The 17,972-nt window shown below is 73.1% G+C and carries 21 protein-coding genes; 7 read left to right on the top strand and 14 right to left on the bottom strand.

The features are described 5' to 3' along the window. Positions 1-70: 70 nt before the first annotated feature. The 6 genes from OG982_RS16840 to OG982_RS16815 form a co-directional block, all read right to left on the bottom strand. Entirely contained in the window at positions 71-601 is a 531-nt protein-coding gene (locus OG982_RS16840; RefSeq protein ID WP_266785954.1) for an amino-acid N-acetyltransferase, read from the bottom strand. A gap of 9 nt (positions 602-610) precedes the next feature. Further along, on the bottom strand, positions 611-1,042 hold the full coding sequence (locus tag OG982_RS16835; protein WP_266785956.1) for a BlaI/MecI/CopY family transcriptional regulator: 432 nt from the start codon (positions 1,040-1,042) through the stop codon (positions 611-613). 112 nt (positions 1,043-1,154) lie between these two features. Beyond that, positions 1,155-1,322, bottom strand: a complete 168-nt coding sequence (locus OG982_RS16830) for a hypothetical protein (protein ID WP_266785958.1) — start codon at positions 1,320-1,322, stop codon at positions 1,155-1,157. Between the two features lie 14 nt (positions 1,323-1,336). After that, complete coding sequence (locus OG982_RS16825; protein ID WP_266785960.1) at positions 1,337-1,945, bottom strand: hypothetical protein; 609 nt, start codon at positions 1,943-1,945, stop codon at positions 1,337-1,339. An 83-nt stretch (positions 1,946-2,028) separates the two neighbouring features. Continuing rightward, positions 2,029-2,214: a DUF397 domain-containing protein gene (locus tag OG982_RS16820; RefSeq protein WP_266785962.1), complete on the bottom strand. Its 186-nt coding sequence runs from the start codon at positions 2,212-2,214 to the stop codon at positions 2,029-2,031. A 130-nt stretch (positions 2,215-2,344) separates the two neighbouring features. Next, positions 2,345-3,097, bottom strand: a complete 753-nt coding sequence (locus tag OG982_RS16815; RefSeq protein WP_266785964.1) for a GntR family transcriptional regulator — start codon at positions 3,095-3,097, stop codon at positions 2,345-2,347. Between the two features lie 132 nt (positions 3,098-3,229). On the opposite strand from OG982_RS16815, the gene OG982_RS16810 reads away from it, so the two are divergent. After that, entirely contained in the window at positions 3,230-3,523 is a 294-nt protein-coding gene (locus OG982_RS16810; protein ID WP_266785966.1) for a hypothetical protein, read from the top strand. A 39-nt stretch (positions 3,524-3,562) separates the two neighbouring features. Further along, positions 3,563-3,874: a hypothetical protein gene (locus tag OG982_RS16805; protein ID WP_266785968.1), complete on the top strand. Its 312-nt coding sequence runs from the start codon at positions 3,563-3,565 to the stop codon at positions 3,872-3,874. A gap of 45 nt (positions 3,875-3,919) precedes the next feature. On the opposite strand, the gene OG982_RS16800 is transcribed toward OG982_RS16805, so the two are convergent. From OG982_RS16800 to OG982_RS16780, 5 genes are read right to left on the bottom strand one after another with little or no spacing between them, the layout of a single operon-like run. After that, on the bottom strand, positions 3,920-4,729 hold the full coding sequence (locus OG982_RS16800; RefSeq protein WP_266785970.1) for a type III pantothenate kinase: 810 nt from the start codon (positions 4,727-4,729) through the stop codon (positions 3,920-3,922). Between the two features lie 3 nt (positions 4,730-4,732). Beyond that, a complete protein-coding gene (gene nadC / locus OG982_RS16795; RefSeq protein ID WP_266785972.1) occupies positions 4,733-5,731 on the bottom strand; it encodes a carboxylating nicotinate-nucleotide diphosphorylase in 999 nt (332 codons plus the stop codon). Next, a complete protein-coding gene (locus tag OG982_RS16790) occupies positions 5,728-7,473 on the bottom strand; it encodes an L-aspartate oxidase (RefSeq protein WP_266785974.1) in 1,746 nt (581 codons plus the stop codon). Before OG982_RS16790 ends, nadC begins: the two co-directional genes overlap by 4 nt. Next, positions 7,470-8,483 (bottom strand): pantoate--beta-alanine ligase, encoded by a 1,014-nt coding sequence (gene panC / locus OG982_RS16785; RefSeq protein ID WP_266785976.1) that lies wholly within the window; start codon positions 8,481-8,483, stop codon positions 7,470-7,472. Before panC ends, OG982_RS16790 begins: the two co-directional genes overlap by 4 nt. Further along, positions 8,480-9,457: a Rossmann-like and DUF2520 domain-containing protein gene (locus OG982_RS16780; protein ID WP_266948809.1), complete on the bottom strand. Its 978-nt coding sequence runs from the start codon at positions 9,455-9,457 to the stop codon at positions 8,480-8,482. Before OG982_RS16780 ends, panC begins: the two co-directional genes overlap by 4 nt. Before the next feature lie 86 nt (positions 9,458-9,543). On the opposite strand from OG982_RS16780, the gene OG982_RS16775 reads away from it, so the two are divergent. After that, positions 9,544-10,680, top strand: a complete 1,137-nt coding sequence (locus OG982_RS16775; protein WP_266785980.1) for a low specificity L-threonine aldolase — start codon at positions 9,544-9,546, stop codon at positions 10,678-10,680. A gap of 1 nt (position 10,681) precedes the next feature. Here OG982_RS16775 and OG982_RS16770 read toward each other — a convergent pair whose 3' ends face one another. Further along, positions 10,682-10,891 (bottom strand): hypothetical protein, encoded by a 210-nt coding sequence (locus tag OG982_RS16770; RefSeq protein ID WP_266785982.1) that lies wholly within the window; start codon positions 10,889-10,891, stop codon positions 10,682-10,684. Positions 10,892-11,216: 325 nt separating this feature from the next. Between OG982_RS16770 and OG982_RS16765 the strand changes: the two genes are divergently transcribed. Together OG982_RS16765 and OG982_RS16760 are read left to right on the top strand one after the other, a co-directional pair. Continuing rightward, complete coding sequence (locus OG982_RS16765) at positions 11,217-12,341, top strand: DUF5937 family protein (protein WP_266785984.1); 1,125 nt, start codon at positions 11,217-11,219, stop codon at positions 12,339-12,341. A 186-nt stretch (positions 12,342-12,527) separates the two neighbouring features. Then, positions 12,528-14,081 carry a M28 family metallopeptidase gene (locus OG982_RS16760; RefSeq protein WP_266948808.1) on the top strand — a complete coding sequence of 518 codons (1,554 nt, stop codon included), beginning with the start codon at positions 12,528-12,530 and terminating at the stop codon, positions 14,079-14,081. 356 nt (positions 14,082-14,437) lie between these two features. Here OG982_RS16760 and OG982_RS16755 read toward each other — a convergent pair whose 3' ends face one another. After that, positions 14,438-15,373 carry an SAM-dependent methyltransferase gene (locus OG982_RS16755; RefSeq protein WP_266791911.1) on the bottom strand — a complete coding sequence of 312 codons (936 nt, stop codon included), beginning with the start codon at positions 15,371-15,373 and terminating at the stop codon, positions 14,438-14,440. A gap of 155 nt (positions 15,374-15,528) precedes the next feature. On the opposite strand from OG982_RS16755, the gene OG982_RS16750 reads away from it, so the two are divergent. Both OG982_RS16750 and OG982_RS16745 read left to right on the top strand, forming a co-directional pair. Continuing rightward, positions 15,529-16,731, top strand: a complete 1,203-nt coding sequence (locus tag OG982_RS16750; protein WP_266785988.1) for a sensor histidine kinase — start codon at positions 15,529-15,531, stop codon at positions 16,729-16,731. A gap of 32 nt (positions 16,732-16,763) precedes the next feature. Then, positions 16,764-17,438 carry a response regulator transcription factor gene (locus OG982_RS16745; RefSeq protein WP_266785990.1) on the top strand — a complete coding sequence of 225 codons (675 nt, stop codon included), beginning with the start codon at positions 16,764-16,766 and terminating at the stop codon, positions 17,436-17,438. A 53-nt stretch (positions 17,439-17,491) separates the two neighbouring features. On the opposite strand, the gene OG982_RS16740 is transcribed toward OG982_RS16745, so the two are convergent. Continuing rightward, positions 17,492-17,905, bottom strand: coding sequence for a DUF1992 domain-containing protein (locus tag OG982_RS16740; protein ID WP_266785992.1), 414 nt, complete (start codon positions 17,903-17,905; stop codon positions 17,492-17,494). Positions 17,906-17,972: the final 67 nt, after the last annotated feature.

Below are 17,972 nucleotides of genomic sequence, written 5' to 3'. Positions count from 1 at the left end.
GGCGGGAAACGTACGCGATTCGGACATAGGTCACAGGTGCGTGGTGCGCCGGAAAAGCCCGGGCGATCGATCACAGGTGCAGAAGCATCCGGCTGTTGCCCAAGGTGTTCGGCTTCACTCGTTCGAGACCGAGGAACTCGGCGACGCCCTCGTCATAGGAACGCAGGAGCTCCATGTAGACATCGGTCTCGACCGGGGTCTCCCCGATCTCGACGAAGCCGTGCTTGGCGAAGAAGTCGACTTCGAAGGTCAGGCAGAAAACCCGGCTGACCCCGAGGAGGCGGGCGGTCTCCAACAACTGCGCCAGCACCTGGTGGCCCACGCCGGCGCCCTTCAAGTCGCGGTCGACCGCGAGAGTGCGTACTTCGGCGAGGTCTTCCCACATCACGTGGAGAGCGCCGCAGCCGACCACTTGACCGTCCGAGTCGCGTTCCGCGACCCAGAACTCCTGGATGTCCTCGTAAAGGACGACCGGGGCTTTGTCGAGCAGGATCCGCTGCTGCACGTACTGGTCGAGCAGGCGGCGCAGCGCGGGAACATCACCGGTGCGCGCACGGCGGATCGTCACTGTTTTTGCGTCTGGCGCGGAAATCTCACCCATGCCCGGACGCTATCGCCCCGGCTCGGGCCCACGCTCGGCGGAGTCCCCTTCCGCGCCGGGCCCGGGCGGGGGGGCTTCGCCGTCATGGCCGACGATGCGGATGGCGTCCCGGAGGGCTTCGCGCTGTTCCGCCGACATCATGCCGAAGAAGGCGACGAGAGCGGCCGCCGGGTTGTCGCTCGTCGACCAGGCTTCGTTCATCAGTGCGGCCGAGTAGGCGGCGCGGGTGGAGACCGCCGTATATCGATAGGCGCGGCCTTCGGCTTCCCGGCGGACCCAGCCCTTCTGATGGAGATTGTCCATAACGGTCATGACCGTGGTGTACGCGATGGACCGTTCCTGCTGGAGGTCTTCCAGGACTTCACGAACAGTGACCGGGCGGTTCCACTGCCACACCCGCGTCATGACCGCGTCTTCGAGTTCTCCCAAGGGGCGAGGCACAACAGCACGATAGTGCGGCTTGTGCGGAATTGCCCGGCCATTCGCGCGGCAACGCGCGGCGAAATCGCTGCGGGTCCCGCTGCGGGGACGGCATCGAGGGGCTGCGGGAAGGCTACTTCTGCGACTGGCGGGCGGCTTCGGCGCTGGCGATCACGGCGTCGACCGCCGCGTCCTCCTTGGCCTTGTTGGCGCCGCCCTGGCTCTTCACGATCGTCACGACGAGGGCGATGAAGAACGCGGCCATCACGACGGGGGGCACGAGCGCGGAGACGTAGTCCATGCCCCCCAGCGTAGCTATACGGCCGCGCGCCCGGACCCCGGGGGCGGGGTCGGCTTCCGGCGTGGCGGGAACACCTCGCCGGGCGTCGGGATGGGCCGCTCCGAGGGCCGCTCGGGGTGCGCCGGGTCCTTCGGCCGCGGTTCGGGCTTCGGTTCCGGCTGCGCGGGATCCTCCTTGCCGCCCGCGAGCGCCAGCAGCCGGGTCCGCGGCGGCGGCGTCGTGGAGAGCCTGCGGCGTACGGAGCGCTCCGCGACGACCTGGGCCCGCTCCAGCAGCGCGGCGGCGACCGGGTTGGCGCGCAGCGCCCGCAGGGCGGCGAGATCGTCGGGCACCGGTTCGTAGCCGGCGGCCAGGGCGTCCTGGAGCAGCTCCAGGTAGCCGGAGAGGCTGCCGGGCAGGGCGCCCCGATAGCGGGCCAGGTCGGCGAGGAGGAACGCTCTGAGCCGCCCCGCCTCCCGGACCGCCTCGTCCACCGACTGCGCCAGGCGCAGGCAGTCCGACACCTCGGCGGCCGTCAGGGGGGCCGTGGAGGACTGGAGGGCGTGGGCGAGCGAACGCCTGAGCACGTGCAGCTCGGCGGCGCTGAACGCCATGCCGCCGCGGGATCCGTAGGGCGTGGGCATGGGCCGAAGATACGCGCTAATCGGACAAAATCCCCTGAAGGCGGGCGCGTACGGCGCGGCGGAACGCCGGGTTCCGCAGCTGTCTAGCCCGTCTCTTTGACCGCCCGCAGGAAATCGGCCCAGGCGGCCTGCGTGGTGGCCATGACGAGGTGCGCCGGGTCGACCCGGTCGGCGACCCTGACGAGGGAGCCGGGGGTGGCGGAGACGTACACGCAGGCGTCCCCCTCGCCGCAGAACGAGGACTTCTGCCAGTCGGTCTCAGCGGTCATGGTGTCTCCTCCGGTCGCGGGCGCTCGTGGCGCCGTGGACGCAGGTCGCGGTACTTCCGTGGGCGACGGTAACCCCCGGGCGGGCCCGATCCGGCCATTTCCGCGGAAATTCGTGTACTTCCCGCTGCGCTTATACGACCGGGAAGCGGTACGCGATCTCGTAACGGGCGTCGGGGACCACGAGGTCGGCGGTCTCCACGGGGCGCCCGTCGGCGTCGAAGTAGGTGCGCTCGATCTCCGTGATCAGGTCACCGACACTGATGCCGAGCAGGTTGGCCTGAACCTGGGTGGCGCGCGACGGGCGCGGGACCTCCAGCACGTCCGCGACGGTGACGCCGATGGACCGCATGCGGGCGATGACCCCCGCGCCGCGCAGGTCGCCGACCTCCGGGAGGACGATCGGGGTGCCGTCGGTGATGGCCAACGGCTCCCAGGACTCGGAGAGTTCGACGGGGCTGCCGTCGGCCATGAACTCGTACCGCGTCATGACGCAGGGGTCGCCGGGGGCGATGGCGAGGCGGGCGGCGATCCGCTCGGGCGCGGGCACCCGGGCGTCGGTCTTGGAGTCCCAGGTCCCGGCGAGGCCGTGCGCGGTGGTCTCGCCGCGGAAGGGGCTGCCGGCGCGCGCTTCACCGCGGCGGGTGCGGAGCATGCGCATCCGGCGGCGCGGGGTGCGGACGTAGGTGCCGGAACCGGCGCGTCCTTCGAGGAAGCCCTCGATGATCAGCCGCTCCATGGCGCGCTGGGTGACGCTCTGTCCGACGGCGTACTCGCGGGCGAAGCGCGCCCGGGACGGGAGTTTGTCGCCGACCGCCCACTCCCCCGCTTCGACGCGGGCCCGGATCGACTCGAACACCTGCAAGTACGGGGATTCACGGGGCATTTGGGCCGTCCTGTACACGTCCGTCCTGCGTTGGCCGACGTTGACAAAGCTAACCCATCAGGTTAAAGCTGATTGCTCAGCATTACGACGGGTGACCGACCGCTCGCCCTGAGCTCGCCCTGAGGGGGACCCGTGTGTTCCGCCGAGACACAAGCAGCGGCGCTCGCCGCCCTGCTCAGCACGGTCCTCGGCGGCGCCGAGACACGCACCGAGGCGACGTGCGACCGCATCCGGATCGAGGCGGACCTCCCCGGCGAACTGGCTCCGCCGGCGCACGCGGCGCTGCTCAGCGCCCTGGCCGCGGGGGCCCGGTACGGCCACGAGCGGATCAGCGGCGGCGCCGAGACCGTGTGGGTGGAGATCGACAAGACCAGTACCGGGCTGCCGGATTCACCCCGAACACCCCGAACGCCACGAACACCGTGAACACACCCCGAGCACCCCGGTCGAAGTGAGGTCGAGCGAGTGATCACAGCCGAGTTCGAGACCACCGTGACGGACGTCGTGACCTGCGAGGCCTGTTGGCGAGAGCCCGTACAGGCCGCCCGGACGGTCACCCGCGGCGCCCGGCGCGACCTGCTGTGCTGTTCCTGCGCGGAGCAGGGCTACCCGGTGCGGGTCGAGCTGTTCCCGCCGCTGGGCGTCTACGGGCTCACCTGGGACAAGGTGACCATGGACAAGCACCGCAACCCGGGCTACCCGGAGCAGCCGCCCAACCCCGGTCCGCCGCTGCCCACTCCCGCGCCGACGCCCACCCCCGGGCGGCCGCCCGTGTGACGGACCGGCCCCGGCCCCGCGGGGGCCGGGGCCGGCGGCCGTCGGTCATTCGAAGTTGGGCGCGTTGCGCTCGTAGACCAGCCGCAGGCCGATCAGCGTCAGCCAGGGCTCGTGGTCGTCGATGACCGAGGCCTCGCCGAGGACGATCGGCGCGAGGCCGCCCGTCGCGATGACGCGGACGTCGTCCGGGTCGCCGTGCGCGCCGGCCAGCTCCTTGGCCATGCGGGTCACGATCCCGTCGACCTGGCCGGCGAAACCGTAGACCACGCCGGACTGCATCGCCTCGACCGTGGACTTGCCGATCACGTTGCGCGGCCGCGCCAGCTCGATCTTGCGCAGCTGCGCGCCCCGTACACCGAGTGCCTCCATCGAGATCTCGATGCCCGGGGAGATCACCCCGCCCACGTACTCGCCCTTGGCGGAGACCGCGTCGAAGGTGGTCGCCGTGCCGAAGTCGACGACGATCGCGGGGCCGCCGTAGAGCTCGACGGCGGCGACCGCGTTGATGATGCGGTCCGCGCCGACCTCCTTGGGGTTGTCCATGAGGATCGGCACGCCCGTCTTGATGCCGGGCTCCACGAGCACCGCGGGGACGTCGCCGTAGTAGCGGCGGGTGACCTCGCGCAGCTCGTGCAGGACCGACGGCACCGTCGCGCAGATCGCGATGCCGTGGATGCCGTCGCCCAGCTCGTTGCCGAGCATCGGGTGCATGCCCATCAGGCCCTGCATCAGGACGGCCATCTCGTCGGCCGTCCTGCGCGGGTCGGTCGAGACGCGCCAGTGCTCGACGATCTCGTCACCGTCGAACAGGCCCAGGACCGTGTGGGTGTTGCCTACGTCGATGGTGAGGAGCACGGGTTACACCGCCTCGCGCAGATCGAGGCCGATGTCCAGGATCGGGGAGGAGTGGGTGAGCCCGCCCACCGCGAGGTAGTCGACGCCCGTCTCCGCGTACGCGCGGGCGGTCTCCAGGGTCAGCCGGCCCGAGGACTCCAGCACCGCGCGCCCGCGGACCAGCGCGACCGCCTCCTCGGTCTCCGGGACGGTGAAGTTGTCGAGCAGGATCAGGTCGGCGCCGGCGTCCAGGACCTCGCGGACCTGGTGCATCGTGTCGACCTCGACCTCGATCGGGACGTCCGGGAAGGCCTCGCGCACGGCGGTGAAGGCCTGCGCGACCCCGCCCGCGGCGACCACGTGGTTGTCCTTGACCAGGGCGGCGTCCGAGAGCGACATGCGGTGGTTGACGCCGCCGCCGCAGCGCACCGCGTACTTCTCCAGCGCGCGCAGCCCGGGCGTGGTCTTGCGGGTGTCACGGACCCTGGCCTTCGTCCCCTGCAGGACGTCGGACCAGCGGCGGGTGGCCGTCGCGATGCCGGACAGGCGGCACAGGATGTTCAGCGCGCTGCGCTCGGCGGTGAGCAGGTCGCGGGTGCGGGCGCGGACCGAGAGGAGCACCTCGCCGGCCTTGACGGCGTCGCCGTCCTCCGCGTGCCGCTCCACCTCGAACGCCTCCGTGCAGACCACGGAGAACACCGCCTCGGCGATGCGCAGACCGGCCACGACGCCGTCCTCGCGGGCGACGAAGTCGGCGACTGCCTCGGCCTCCTCCGCAACGGTGGCCACGGTGGTCACGTCGACGCCGCCGTCGAGGTCCTCGGAGAGCGCCATGTGGGCGATGTCCTCGACCTCGATCGGGTCCAGGCCCGCGTCCGCGAGGAGCTGGGCCAGCGCCGGGTCGAGGCCGCTCTCCTCGCCGTCGCCGCAGGCGCAGTCGTCGCCGCAGCCGGCCTCGGCCCCGTCGAGGAGGGGAAGCTCGGCGTGCTCGTGCTCGTGCTCGTGCGATTCGGGGGTGCTCACGATGACTGCTCCTGGCTCAGGGGGTGCTGTACGGACGGAAGGTCCGCGGTGTCGGTGGGGGTGACGACCAGGGCCCGCCTCTCGGTGGCGGACAGCCTGACGACGAGGTGGCGGCGCCATTCGGCGTCGTCCCGGTCGGGATGGTCCTCGCGCCAGTGGCAGCCGCGGGTCTCCGCGCGCCGCTGGGCGGCGGCGACCAGGACGCGGGCCACGCACAGCAGGTTCGTGGCCTCCCAGGTCTCGGTGCCGGGCACCGCGGTCTTGCCCCGGGATTCCAGTTCGGTGAGGGCCGTCGCGTAGAGGCCTTCGAGGGCCTCGGCCGCCGTGCGCAGGGACGCGGCGGAGCGCAGCACGCCAGCGCCGTCCGTCATGATGCGCTGGATCTCGTAGCGCGCCTCGGCGGGCTGGAGCGGGCCGGTGGCGGGCACCGGGATGCCCGGGCCGCTGCCGACGGGCGCGGTCGCCGTGATGTCGTCGGCGATCCGCTCGGCGAAGACCAGGCCCTCCAGCAGGGAGTTGGAGGCGAGCCGGTTCGCGCCGTGCACGCCGGTGCAGGCGACCTCGCCGCACGCGTACAGGCCGGGGACGGTGGTGCGGCCGTGCAGGTCGGTCCGTACGCCGCCGGAGGCGTAGTGCGCGGCGGGCGCGACCGGGATGGGCTCGGTGACCGGGTCGATGCCGTGGGAGCGGCAGGCGGCCAGGATGGTGGGGAAGCGCTGCTCCCACATCTGGGCGCCGAAGTGCCGGGCGTCCAGGTACATGTGCTGCGCGCCCTGCTCCTGCATGCGGCGCGTGATGCCCTTGGCGACGATGTCGCGGGGCGCCAGCTCGGCGAGTTCGTGCTGGCCCACCATGAAGCGGACGCCGTCGGCGTCGACGAGGTACGCGCCTTCGCCGCGGACCGCCTCGGACACCAGGGGCTGCTGGCCCTCGGCGTCGGGGCCGAGGAAGAGCACCGTCGGGTGGAACTGGACGAATTCGAGGTCGGAGACCTCCGCGCCGGCGCGCAGCGCGAGGGCCACGCCGTCGCCCGTGGACACCGAGGGGTTGGTGGTGGCGGAGAAGACCTGGCCCATGCCGCCGGTCGCGAGGATCACGGCGGGCGCGTGGACGGCCCCGACGCCGTCGTGCTGGCCCTCGCCCATGACGTGCAGGGTGACGCCCGCCGTACGGCCCTCGGCGTCCTGCAGGAGGTCCAGGACCAGCGCGTTCTCGACGGTCTCGATACCGGCGGCGTGGACGGCCTCGACGAGGGCGCGGGAGATCTCGGCGCCGGTCGCGTCGCCGCCCGCGTGCGCGATCCGGCGGCGGTGGTGGCCGCCCTCGCGGGTCAGCTCTATCTCGCCGGTCTCGGCGGAGGTGTCGAAGACCGCGCCGGTGGCGATGAGGCGGCGCACCGCGTCCGGGCCCTCGGTGACCAGCAGCCGGACGGCCGCTTCGTCGCACAGGCCCGCGCCCGCGACGAGGGTGTCGCCCTCGTGCTGCTCGGGGGTGTCGCCGTCGCCGAGGGCCGCGGCGATGCCGCCCTGGGCCCAACGGGTGGAGCCGTCGTCGAGCCGGGCCTTGGTGACCACGACGGTACGGCGGCCCGCGGCGGCGCAGCGCAGGGCGGCGGTCAGGCCCGCGACGCCCGAGCCGACGACCACGACGTCGGCGTCGACGGCCCAGCCGGGGGCGGGGGCGTGCAGCCGTATGCCGGTGCCGGGGGCGCCTGTGCCGGTGCCGGTGCCTGGGGTGCTCACGTGTGTGCTCCGAACTCCAATGGGATGTTGTCGATCAGCCGGGTCGTGCCGACTTTCGCGGCGACGGCCAGCACTGCCTGCCCGGTGAAGCCGGGGCCGGCGTCGGTGAAGTCCTGGGGGTCGACCAGCGCGAGGTAGTCCAGTTCGAGGGGCGGCTCGTAGCGGCCCGCCTCCTCCAGGACGTGCCGGGCGGCGGCCCGTACGGCGTCCGGCAGGCCGCATCCGGGCAGTCCGGCGCCGGCGGCCGACACGGCGTGCGCGTCGGCGGAGGCGCGGATCTCGCCGAGCCGGGCCAGGGCGGTGGCCCGCTCGTCGCTGGCCGGGGCGGCCTCGGCGCGGGCGACCAGCGCGGCCTGGGCGGCGAGGCGGTCGCGGCCCGCGAAGAGGGCGCGGGACAGGGCGAGGGCGGTGCGGCGCTCCGCGGCGGAGAGGTAGCGGTTGCGGGAGGACAGCGCGAGGCCGTCCTCCTCGCGGACGGTCGGTACGCCGACCACCTCGGCGGGGAAGTTCAGGTCGGTCACCATCCGCCGGATCAGCGCGAGTTGCTGCGCGTCCTTCTGGCCGAAGAGGGCCAGGTCGGGGGCGGTGAGGTGGAGCAGCTTGGCGACGACGGTCAGCATGCCGTCGAAGTGGCCGGGGCGGGTGGCGCCTTCGAGGCGGGTGCCCATGGGGCCCGCGGAGAGCCGCACCTGCGGGTCGCCGCCGGGGTAGACCTCGTCTACGGCCGGCGCGAACACGGCGTCGGCGCCGGCCTCCGCGGCGAGGCGGAGGTCCGCGTCGAGAGTGCGGGGGTAGCGGTCGAGGTCCTCGTTCGCCCCGAACTGGAGGGGGTTGACGAAGACGGTGACGACGACCTGGCCCTCGCGGCCCACCAGCTCACGGGCGGCGCGCACGAGGGTGGCGTGGCCCTCGTGGAGGGCGCCCATGGTCATGACGACGGCGCGGCGGCCTGCGCGGGGGAGCTCCCGGAGCTCCTCGGCGGTGTTGAGCAGCAGCTCGGCGGTCGTCATCGGTCGGTGCTCCCTTCGGCGCCGAACGCGTCGTCGTCCGGGCCGGTCGCGTCGTCGGCCGGGCGGCCGGGCTCGGCGCCGGTCGCGCCGTCGGCGAGTACGCCGAGCAGGTCCTCGGCGAGTTCGGGCTTGAGCAGGCCGCGCGCGAGGGCGCGGTCGGCGGTGGTGCGGGCCATGGCCAGGTACCCGGCGACGGCGGCGGGAGCGTGCCTGCGCAGCTCCGAGACGTGCGCGGCGACCGTGCCGGCGTCACCGCGGGCCACCGGGCCGGTCAGGGCGCCGTCGCCGGAGCGCAGCGCGTTGTCGAGGGCGGCGCCCAGCAGCGGGCCAAGCATCCGGTCGGGGTGCTCGACACCGGCCTTGTGGAGCAGCTCCATCGACTGGGCGACCAGGGTGACGAGGTGGTTCGCGCCGAGGGCGAGGGCCGCGTGATAGAGCGGACGGTTCTCCTCCGCGATCCACTCGGGCTCCCCGCCCATCTCGATGACCAGGGCCTCGGCGGCGAGCCGCAGCTCGTCGGGGGCGGTCACGCCGAAGGAGCAGCCGGCCAGGCGCTGGACGTCGACCAGCGTCCCGGTGAAGGTCATCGCGGGGTGCAGGGCCAGCGGGAGCGCGCCCGCGCGGCGGGCGGGGTCGAGGACGGCGGTCCCGTAGCGCCCGGAGGTGTGGACGAGGAGCTGTCCCGGCCGGATCGCGCCGGTCTCGGCGAGGCCCTCGGCGAGCGCGGGCAGCGCGTCGTCGGGGACGGTGAGCAGGACGAGGTCCGCGTGCTCCAGGACCTGCGCGGGCGGTACGAGCGGTACGTCGGGCAGCAGCTCGGCGGCGCGCCGGCGGGACGCGTCGGAGACGCCCGACACGGCGACGGGCCGGTGCCCGGCCTGCTGCAGGGCGCGGGCCAGCGCGGGGCCGACCCGGCCGGCCCCTACGACGCCGACGGTGAGCCGGGCGGGTCGCGGTTGCTGGGATGAGTTCACGCGGGGAGTGCCTTCCGTTCCAGTCCGCGGGGGGTACCGGACGATACGCCGCCATGCTAGCCCCTGGGTGCCGTGGCCGGTCGGCGATGATTCGGGGCGTGACGGATGACCTGGAGCACAAGAAGCGGCTGGTGGCGGCGTGGCGGGGAGCCGATCGGGTGTTGTCCCGGAGCCTGCTGGAGCCGACCGTCGGGGAGCTGCTGGCGGAGCTGGCGGCGGCCGGCGCCGACGCCGCGGGTGAGCCCGCCGATCTTTACGGGGACGGGGTGGTGACCCGGCTGGAGGCGCGGGTCGCGCAGCTGCTGGGGATGGAGGACGCGGCGTTCTTCCCTTCGGGGACGATGGCGCAGCAGGTCGCGCTGCGGTGCTGGGCGGGCCGGACGGGGAACCCGGTGGTGGCGCTGCACCCGATGAGCCACCCGGAGCGGTGGGAGGGCGGCGCGGTGTCGCTGGTATCCGGCCTGCGGACGGTGCACGTGACGGGTGAGCCGCGGCAGCCGACGCCGGCGGAGGTCGCGGAGCTGGCGGAGCCGTTCGGGACGCTGATGCTGGAGCTGCCGCTGCGGGACGCGGGGTTCCTGCTGCCGACGTGGGAGGAGCTGGAGGAGCTGGTCGCGGCCGGCCGGGACCGGGACGCGGTGATCCACTTCGACGGGGCGCGGCTGTGGGAGTCCACGGTCCGGTTCGGGCGGTCCCTGCCGGAGATCGCGGGGCTGGCGGATTCGGTCTACGTGTCGCTGTACAAGTCGCTGGGCGGCATCAGCGGGGCGTGCCTGGCCGGGCCGTCGTCGCTGATCGCGGAGGCGAGGGTCTGGCGGCACCGGTACGGGGGCCAGGTCTTCCGGCAGTTCCCGCAGGCGCTGTCGGGGCTGGCCGGGCTGGAGCGGGAGCTGCCGAGGCTCCCGTCGTACGTGGCGCAGGCGGGGGTCGTCGCCGAAGCGCTGCGCTCGGCGTTCGCGTCGGCCGGGGTCCCGTGGTTCCGGATCAACCCGGAGGTTCCGCACACGCACCAGTTCCAGGTCTGGCTCCCGTACGAGGCGGACGTCCTGACGGAGGCGGGGCTGCGGCAGGCGCAGGAGACGGGCACGGTCCTGTTCCGCCGCTGGCACCGGGAGGGCCCTCCCGGGCTGGCGATGACGGAACTGGAGGTCACGGCGCCGGGCCTCGCGTGGACGCCGGCGGACGTGGCGGGGGCGGCGGCCGACTTCCTGGCCCGGCTGTAGCTCAGCAGGCGCGCGGGCGCCGCAGAGCCCGCCGGAAGGCGGCGAGCCACGGGTGGCGGGCGGGCCGCTCGTCGAGGACGGCCTGGAACTGGACGTACGCGCGGGCCGCGCGGAGGGTCGCGACGTCCTTCTCGCCGGGGAGCGGGGGCATGGGGGAGGCGTGCTGGGAGGCGCGGTAGGTGTCGATGAGGTACTGCTCGATCGCGGTCATGCCCCCACCCTCACCCCGCCGCGACGCCCGGCCCCGACAATTGACAACCCCCGTCAATCGAACGGCTTTCCCTCGCCTGACCAGCGATATTTCCCTTACGGAGGCACCCCCTGCCCGCGCCGGCAGCCGCGCCTCCCCAGGGCGCAGCCCTGCCCAGGGCCGGGGCGATCCCAGCCTCGCCGGCGTTTGAGGCGCGGGGTCTGGAGCGGAGCCCCAGGGAACCCGGCTGCGGCGCCGCCGCCAGGGGGAACCGGGTGAGACACGGGCGGCGGAACCGAGGGGGTCGGGGAGGGACGCGCGGCCGGCGCGACGGCAGAATGGGGCGATGAGCGTCACCATCGACATCGCCGGGCTCCCCGTCGAGCGGATCCGCTTCGCGCCCTCCCCGCTCTCGGAGCTCTGCATGGCGCTGCACGCGCTCTCGCAGCCCGCCCACCACCCCGGCCTCGCCTCCTGGACCTCCGCCACCGCCGCCGCGCTCGACCCCGGCCTCGCGGACCGGCTGATGGAGGGCGACTTCATGTGGCGGAGCTCCTTCTCCGACATCTTCATGGCCTTCGCCGGCGTCCCCGGCGGATCCGGGCTGCCCGCCCGGACCCTGGCCGAGGAGCTCGACGTACTCGACCGGATGGATGACGAGCGGTTCGTGATGGCCGCCCTGGAGCACTGCTGGCTCGCGCTCTACAACGAGGGCGGCGGCCCCTCCCCCCTCAAGCACCCCGAGGCCCGCGCCAAGGCGCTGGACACCGCCGCCGCCCGCGGCCCCCGCCAGCTCGCGTTCTCGCTGCGGCTGCTGGACGACACCGCCGCCGTCCGCGTCTGGATGCGCCGGCTCCTGGAGGACTGCGACGAGGCCTTCTTCGCCGAGACCTGGAAGCGCATCGGGCCCCAGCAGGCCGCCGACGCCCGTCACAAGGCCGAGGTGCTGCGCCGTAAGGGGCTGCCCGCCGCCCTCAAGGAGGTCTCCTCCGCGCTGAGCGTGGACGAGGCCCGGACCCTGATCACCGTCGACAAGATGGTCAACGGGTCCGCGGTCGCGACCGATCCCCGGATCGGGGCCGGGCTGGTCTTCGTACCGACCCATTTCGGCTGGCCGCACCTGCTCGTGCTGCACGCCCCCGGCTGGCGGCCGGTGGTCCACTATCCGCTGAACTCCCCGGAACTCGGCGCCGAGCCCGCCTCCGTCGACACCCTGGTCCGGCGGATGGAGGCACTGGCCCATCCGATGCGGATGATGCTGTGCCGGAGCCTGGCCCGCGCCCCGTACACGACCAGCGAGCTCGCCACCGTGCACGGGATATCCGCGCCGGAGGTGTCGCGGCACCTGGCCGTCCTGAAGAAGGCCGGACTGCTGCACACCTGGCGCCAAGGTCGTTATGTCCAGCATCAGTTGGATCTGACCCTGGTCGCCCGGGTCGGCTCCGACTTCATAGAGGGCATCCTCCGCTAGCCGGGGCATGGCCTGATTCAAACGGCCGAATTCACCGATATCCGGTATTCACGAACCGGAAACAGTGAAAACTCTGGCCAGAGTGGCGAGTTGCTGTTTAACGTGCCTCCACCACTCCCCCACGCAGTGCGCACGTTTCTTTCGCATGTCCGCATGTATGCATGCATCTGCCGTGAAAGGACCTTCATGCCCTCTCGCCGTATAGCCGCAGCGACTGCCGCCCTGGCGGCCGTGGCCCTCGCGTCCCCGCTGCTGCTCGCCGGGCCCGCCGGTGCCACCAGTCCTCAAAGTGACGCAGCCAAGGGCGACGCCCTCGCCAGGAAGCTGGTCAAGGAGGCGACCGGCAAGGGCGCCAACAACCACCTGAAGGTCTTCCAGTCCATCGCGGAGTACAACAACGGCACCCGCGTGGCCGGTTCGAAGGGCCACGTGCAGTCCGCGCAGTACGTCGAGGCCGTGATGAAGGCGGCCGGCTACAACGTCACGCGCAACGAGTTCGACTTCGTCTACGTGGAGACGGTCGCCGAGAAGCTGACGGTGAACGGCTCGGCCGGCCGGGACGTCCCGGTCAAGCTGATGACGTACACGGCCAGCGGCCCGGAGGACGGCGTGACGGCGCAGGTCGCCGTCGCCCCGGTCGACGCCGACGGCACGAACGGCTGCGAGCCCGGCGACTTCGCGGCCGGCGCCTTCACCGGCAAGATCGCGCTGGTCAAGCGCGGCGGCTGCACCTTCGCGGTGAAGCAGCAGAACGCGGCGGCGGCCGGCGCGGTCGGCGCCGTCATCTACAACAACACCGAGGGCTCCCTCAACGGCACCCTGGGCGACCCGAACGCGGGCAAGGTCCCGACCGGCGGCGTCTCCCAGGCCGACGGCGAGAAGCTCGCCGCCGAGGCCGCGGCCGGCCCGGTCGAGGTCACCCTGGACATCCGCGAGTTCCGCGAGAACCGCAAGACGTTCAACGTGATCGCCGAGACGAAGGGCGGCGACGAGAACAACACCGTGTTCCTCGGCGCGCACCTCGACTCGGTCGCGGCGGGCCCGGGCATCAACGACAACGGCTCCGGCTCGGCCGGCATCCTCCAGGTCGCGCAGCGCCTCGCGAGCGAGCAGAAGAAGGTCAAGAACAAGGTCAAGTTCGCCTGGTGGTCGGCGGAGGAGTTCGGCCTGCTCGGCTCCGAGGCGTACGTCGGCGGGCTGACGGACGCGCAGAAGAAGCAGATCAAGCTCTACCTGAACTTCGACATGATCGCCTCGCCGAACGCCGCGTACTTCGTCTACGACGGCGACGACTCCGACCACGTCGGCGCGGGCCCCGGCCCGGAGGGCTCGGCCCAGCTGGAGAAGGGCATCACCGACTTCCTCGACACGCAGAAGATCCCGCACGAGGGCTCGGACTTCACGGGCCGCTCGGACTACGGCCCGTTCATCGAGGCGGGCATCCCGTCCGGTGGTACGGACACGGGCGCCGAGGGGATCAAGACGGCGGCGCAGGCGGTGAAGTTCGGCGGTCAGGCGGGTGTCGCCTACGACGTGAACTACCACGGCGAGGGTGACGACATCACCAACATCAACCAGAAGGCGCTCGACATCAACGTCGACGTCATCGCGAACGCGGTGGGCCACTACGCGTACGACCTGGCCCCGCTGAGCCGGCCGGTCGCGTCGGCGCCGACCGACGGCTCCGCGAACAACGGCGGCGGCCTGCGCGAGGGCCACGACCACGACGTGACGGAGTAAGCCGGGTCGCCGCCGCGCGGGGCCTCTTCAAGCGCCGGACGGGCTGGACGGTGCCGCGCGGCGGCACTCCCGGCCCGTCCGGCGTTTTTGAGGACCGGGGGTCCGGGGACGGAGCTCCCGGTTCCGGAAAGGGGCGGGGCCGACCCCGCGCAGCGCTCCCGGCCTCAGACCGGCCCGGGGGCAGGCCCGGCGGGGGGCAGGCCCGCCCGGGGGCAGGCCCGCCCGAGGTCAGACCCGCCCGAGGTCAAACCCGCCCGAGGTCACGCCCGCCCGAGGTCAGACCCGCCCGAGGTCACGCCCGCCCGAGGTCAGACCCGCCCGAGGTCACGCCCGCCCGAGGTCAGACCCGCCCGAGGTCACGCCCGCCAGGGGGCCACGCCGACCGGCTGGATCAGCCAGCCGAAGTCGCCGAGGCCGCCCCGCGCGGTGAGCTCCGCCGCCTCTCCGGCCGAGGCGAGGGCCCGGACGTACGCCGCCGGATCGGTGGAGGCCAGCGCCAGCGGGGGCCGGGCCCCCGAGACCCCGAGGGCGGTCAGGGCCTCGCGCTGCGTCAGCAGCACCGCGCCCGGCCCCGGCACCGCCCCCGCGCACGCGTCCAGCGCGACGTGCGCGGTGACGTCGCAGCTCCCGTCCGGCACCGGCGGAACCTCCCGCCCCGCCCGGAACCCGGTGAGCGTCCCGAACGGCGGCCGGGTCCGCCGGGTGTGGGCGTAGTCCACGGCCACGGCCAGCCCCCGCTCCAGGCCCGCCACGGCCGCGGCCCACGCCTCGTCACGCGGGCGGCCGAGCTCCGCGCGGCCCGGGCCCGGCCACCACCGCTCCAGCCAGGCCAGGTCCTCGCCCTCGACGGCGCCGCCCCTGCTCTCCGTACCGTCGGGTGCGACCAGGACGTAATGGCCGTCCTCGACGATGTCCAGCGGTACGTTGTCGAGCCACTCGTTCGCGAACAGCAGGCCCGTCGTCCGTTCGGGCGGCGCCGCGACCCATCGGATCCGCGGATCCAGCCCCTGCGGCGCCGCCGCGCGCTCCACCGCGTACGGCCGCACCCGGGCCGCCGTCTGCGGCTCCAGCGCGGCCAGCACCCCCGTCAGCAGCTCGCCCCGCCCGGCCCCCACGTCAACCAGGTCCAGCACCTGCGGGTGCCCGAGCTGCGCGTCCACCCACCGCAGCAGCCGGGCGACGGCCCCCGCGTACAGAGCCGACGCGTGCACCGAGGTGCGGAAGTGGCCCGCGGGACCGGGCCCGCCGGGGCGCACGTAGAAGCCGCCGGGGCCGTACAGCGCGGCTTCCATCGCCTCGCGCCACCTGACCGGACCTCGGGATTCGCCCTGGATTCTCACCCACCAAAGGCTAAGCTCGGCCTCCACCTTGCGGAGTACGCCCCCGGGGAGAGGTTCGCCCCTGTGGTTGACTCCAGCACCTATCTCCGTTGCCTACGCTGGGTTACGTGCAGCGCCTTTACGACTTCCTCCGCAGACACCCGACGGGCGTCGACAGCTTCTGGGCTGTTCTCCTGTCCGGGATCGCGATGCTGCAAGTCGCCGACTCCAGCTACGGCACCACCGCCGCGCGCCTGATCGCCATGCCCTCCGTGGCCGCGATGGGCGTGGTCGTCGCCCTGCGCCGCAAGTGGACGCCACAGATGTTCTGGCTGGCCGTCGGCACCGGCGTCTACCAGCTGGTGACCCACTCCAACGCGCACAGCGCCGACCTCGCCATGCTGGTCATCCTGTTCACGGTGGCGGCCTCGGCCGAGGTCTCGCGTCGGCTGTCCCGGCTGGCGCTCGCCCTGGGGCTGACGGCCTCCCCCCTCTACGCGCTGCGCTTCACGGTGGACAAGGGCAGCGCCACCGACAACCTGGGGTTCGTCGTCTTCGCCGCGATCCCCTTCGCCCTCGCCTGGGTGGCGGGCGACTCACTGCGCACCCGCCGGGCCTACTACGCCCAGCTCGTCGAGCGGAACCAGCGCCTGGAGAAGGAGCGCGAGGCGCAGGCGAAGGTGGCCGTGGCCGCCGAGCGGGCCCGGATCGCCCGCGAGCTGCACGACGTCGTCGCGCACAACGTCTCGGTGATGGTGGTCCAGGCCGACGGCGCCGCGTACGTCATGGACGTGGCCCCCGAACAGGCCAAGGAGGCCCTCCAGACCATCTCCGGCACCGGGCGCCAGGCGCTCGCCGAGATGCGGCGACTGCTGGGGGTGCTGCGCACCGGCGAGCCGCAGGAGTCCGAGGACTACGTGCCGCAGCCGGACGTCGAGCAGATCGAGGTCCTGGTCGAGCAGGTGCGGGCGGCCGGGCTCGACGTGGACTTCGAGGTCGAGGGCGCGCCGCGGCGGCTGCCGAGCGGTGTGGAGCTGACGGCGTACCGGATCGTGCAGGAGGCGCTGACGAACACGCGCAAGCACGGGGGGCCCGGGGCGAAGGCCAGCGTCCGGCTGGTCTACTTCGACGACGGGCTCGGCCTGCTCGTCGAGGACGACGGCCGCGGTTCGCCGCACGAACTGTACGAGGACGGCGGCGTCGACGGCGCCGGGCACGGCCTGATCGGCATGCGCGAGCGCATCGGCATGGTCGGCGGCACCCTGGACGCGGGCCCGCGGCCGGGTGGCGGCTTCCGGGTCAGCGCGCTGCTCCCGCTCAAAAAAAGATGATGACGAGTACGAGTACGAGGACGAGGTAACTGATGTCCATCCGAGTGATGCTGGTCGACGACCAGGTACTCCTGCGCACCGGCTTCCGGATGGTGCTCGCCGCCCAGCCGGACATGGAGGTCGTCGCCGAGGCCGGCGACGGCCTGGAGGCGCTGGAGGTGCTGCGGGCCACCAAGGTGGACGTGGTGCTGATGGACGTCCGCATGCCGAAGCTGGACGGCGTCGAGGCGACCCGGCGCATCTGTGAGCCGGACGAGCACCCCAAGGTGATCATCCTGACCACCTTCGACCTGGACGAGTACGCGTTCTCGGGCCTGAAGGCGGGCGCGAGCGGGTTCATGCTGAAGGACGTGCCGCCGGCGGAGCTGCTGGCCGCGATCCGCTCGGTGCACAGCGGCGACGCGGTGGTCGCCCCGTCGACGACGCGGCGCCTGCTGGACCGCTTCGCGCCGATGCTGCCGACGACGACGCAGGAGCCGCAGAACAAGCAGATCGAGCGGCTGACGGAGCGCGAGCGCGAGGTCATGCTGCTGGTCGCCCAGGGCCTCTCGAACGGCGAGATCGCGGCCCGCCTGGTCCTGTCGGAAGCCACGGTCAAGACGCACGTGGGCCGCATCCTCACCAAGCTGGGCCTGCGCGACCGCGTCCAGGTGGTGGTCCTCGCCTACGAAACCGGCCTGGTCCGCGCAGGCGGCGGCGCGGGCTGACCCCTGGCGGAGCGCGGGACCCGCGCGGGCCCCGTACGGAGCGGCACGCGCGGCTACGCGCCCTCGCGGCCCTCGCGGCTCTCGCGCCAGGCCGCCAGCTCGGCCTCGACGTCGTACTCGGTGAGGCCCAGCGGGGGCCCGGGCGGGGGCATGCGCAGGGCCGCGCGGATCTTCTCGTTGACCGCGGCGAGGATGTCCCGCGCGGCGCGCTCGGTGCGGGCCCCGCGGGCCGCCTCCAGCGCGTCCTCGGCCTCCTTGCGGAGCGCCAGCGCGGGCGGCAGGACCGCGAACCCCTCGCGGTGCAGTTTCTCCTTGACCCACCACATCTCGTCGTACGGGGCATCGAGCGAGGCCAGCGGCTTGCCCCAGCCCGGCAGGCTCTCGAACTCCCCGCGCTCGGCGGCCTCCCGAATCTGCCGGTCCACCCAGGACTCGACGCTGACGCCGGGGGGTTTGCGCTCGGTCACGATGCCGCCTCCTCATGGATCGGGTCGCCACGCTCAACTCCGAGCCTAGCCCGGCCCCCTACGCCCC

The sequence above is a fragment of the Streptomyces sp. NBC_01551 genome (genome assembly GCF_026339935.1).
Taxonomy (GTDB): domain Bacteria; phylum Actinomycetota; class Actinomycetes; order Streptomycetales; family Streptomycetaceae; genus Streptomyces.
This window is presented reverse-complemented; position numbering and strand designations above follow the sequence as displayed.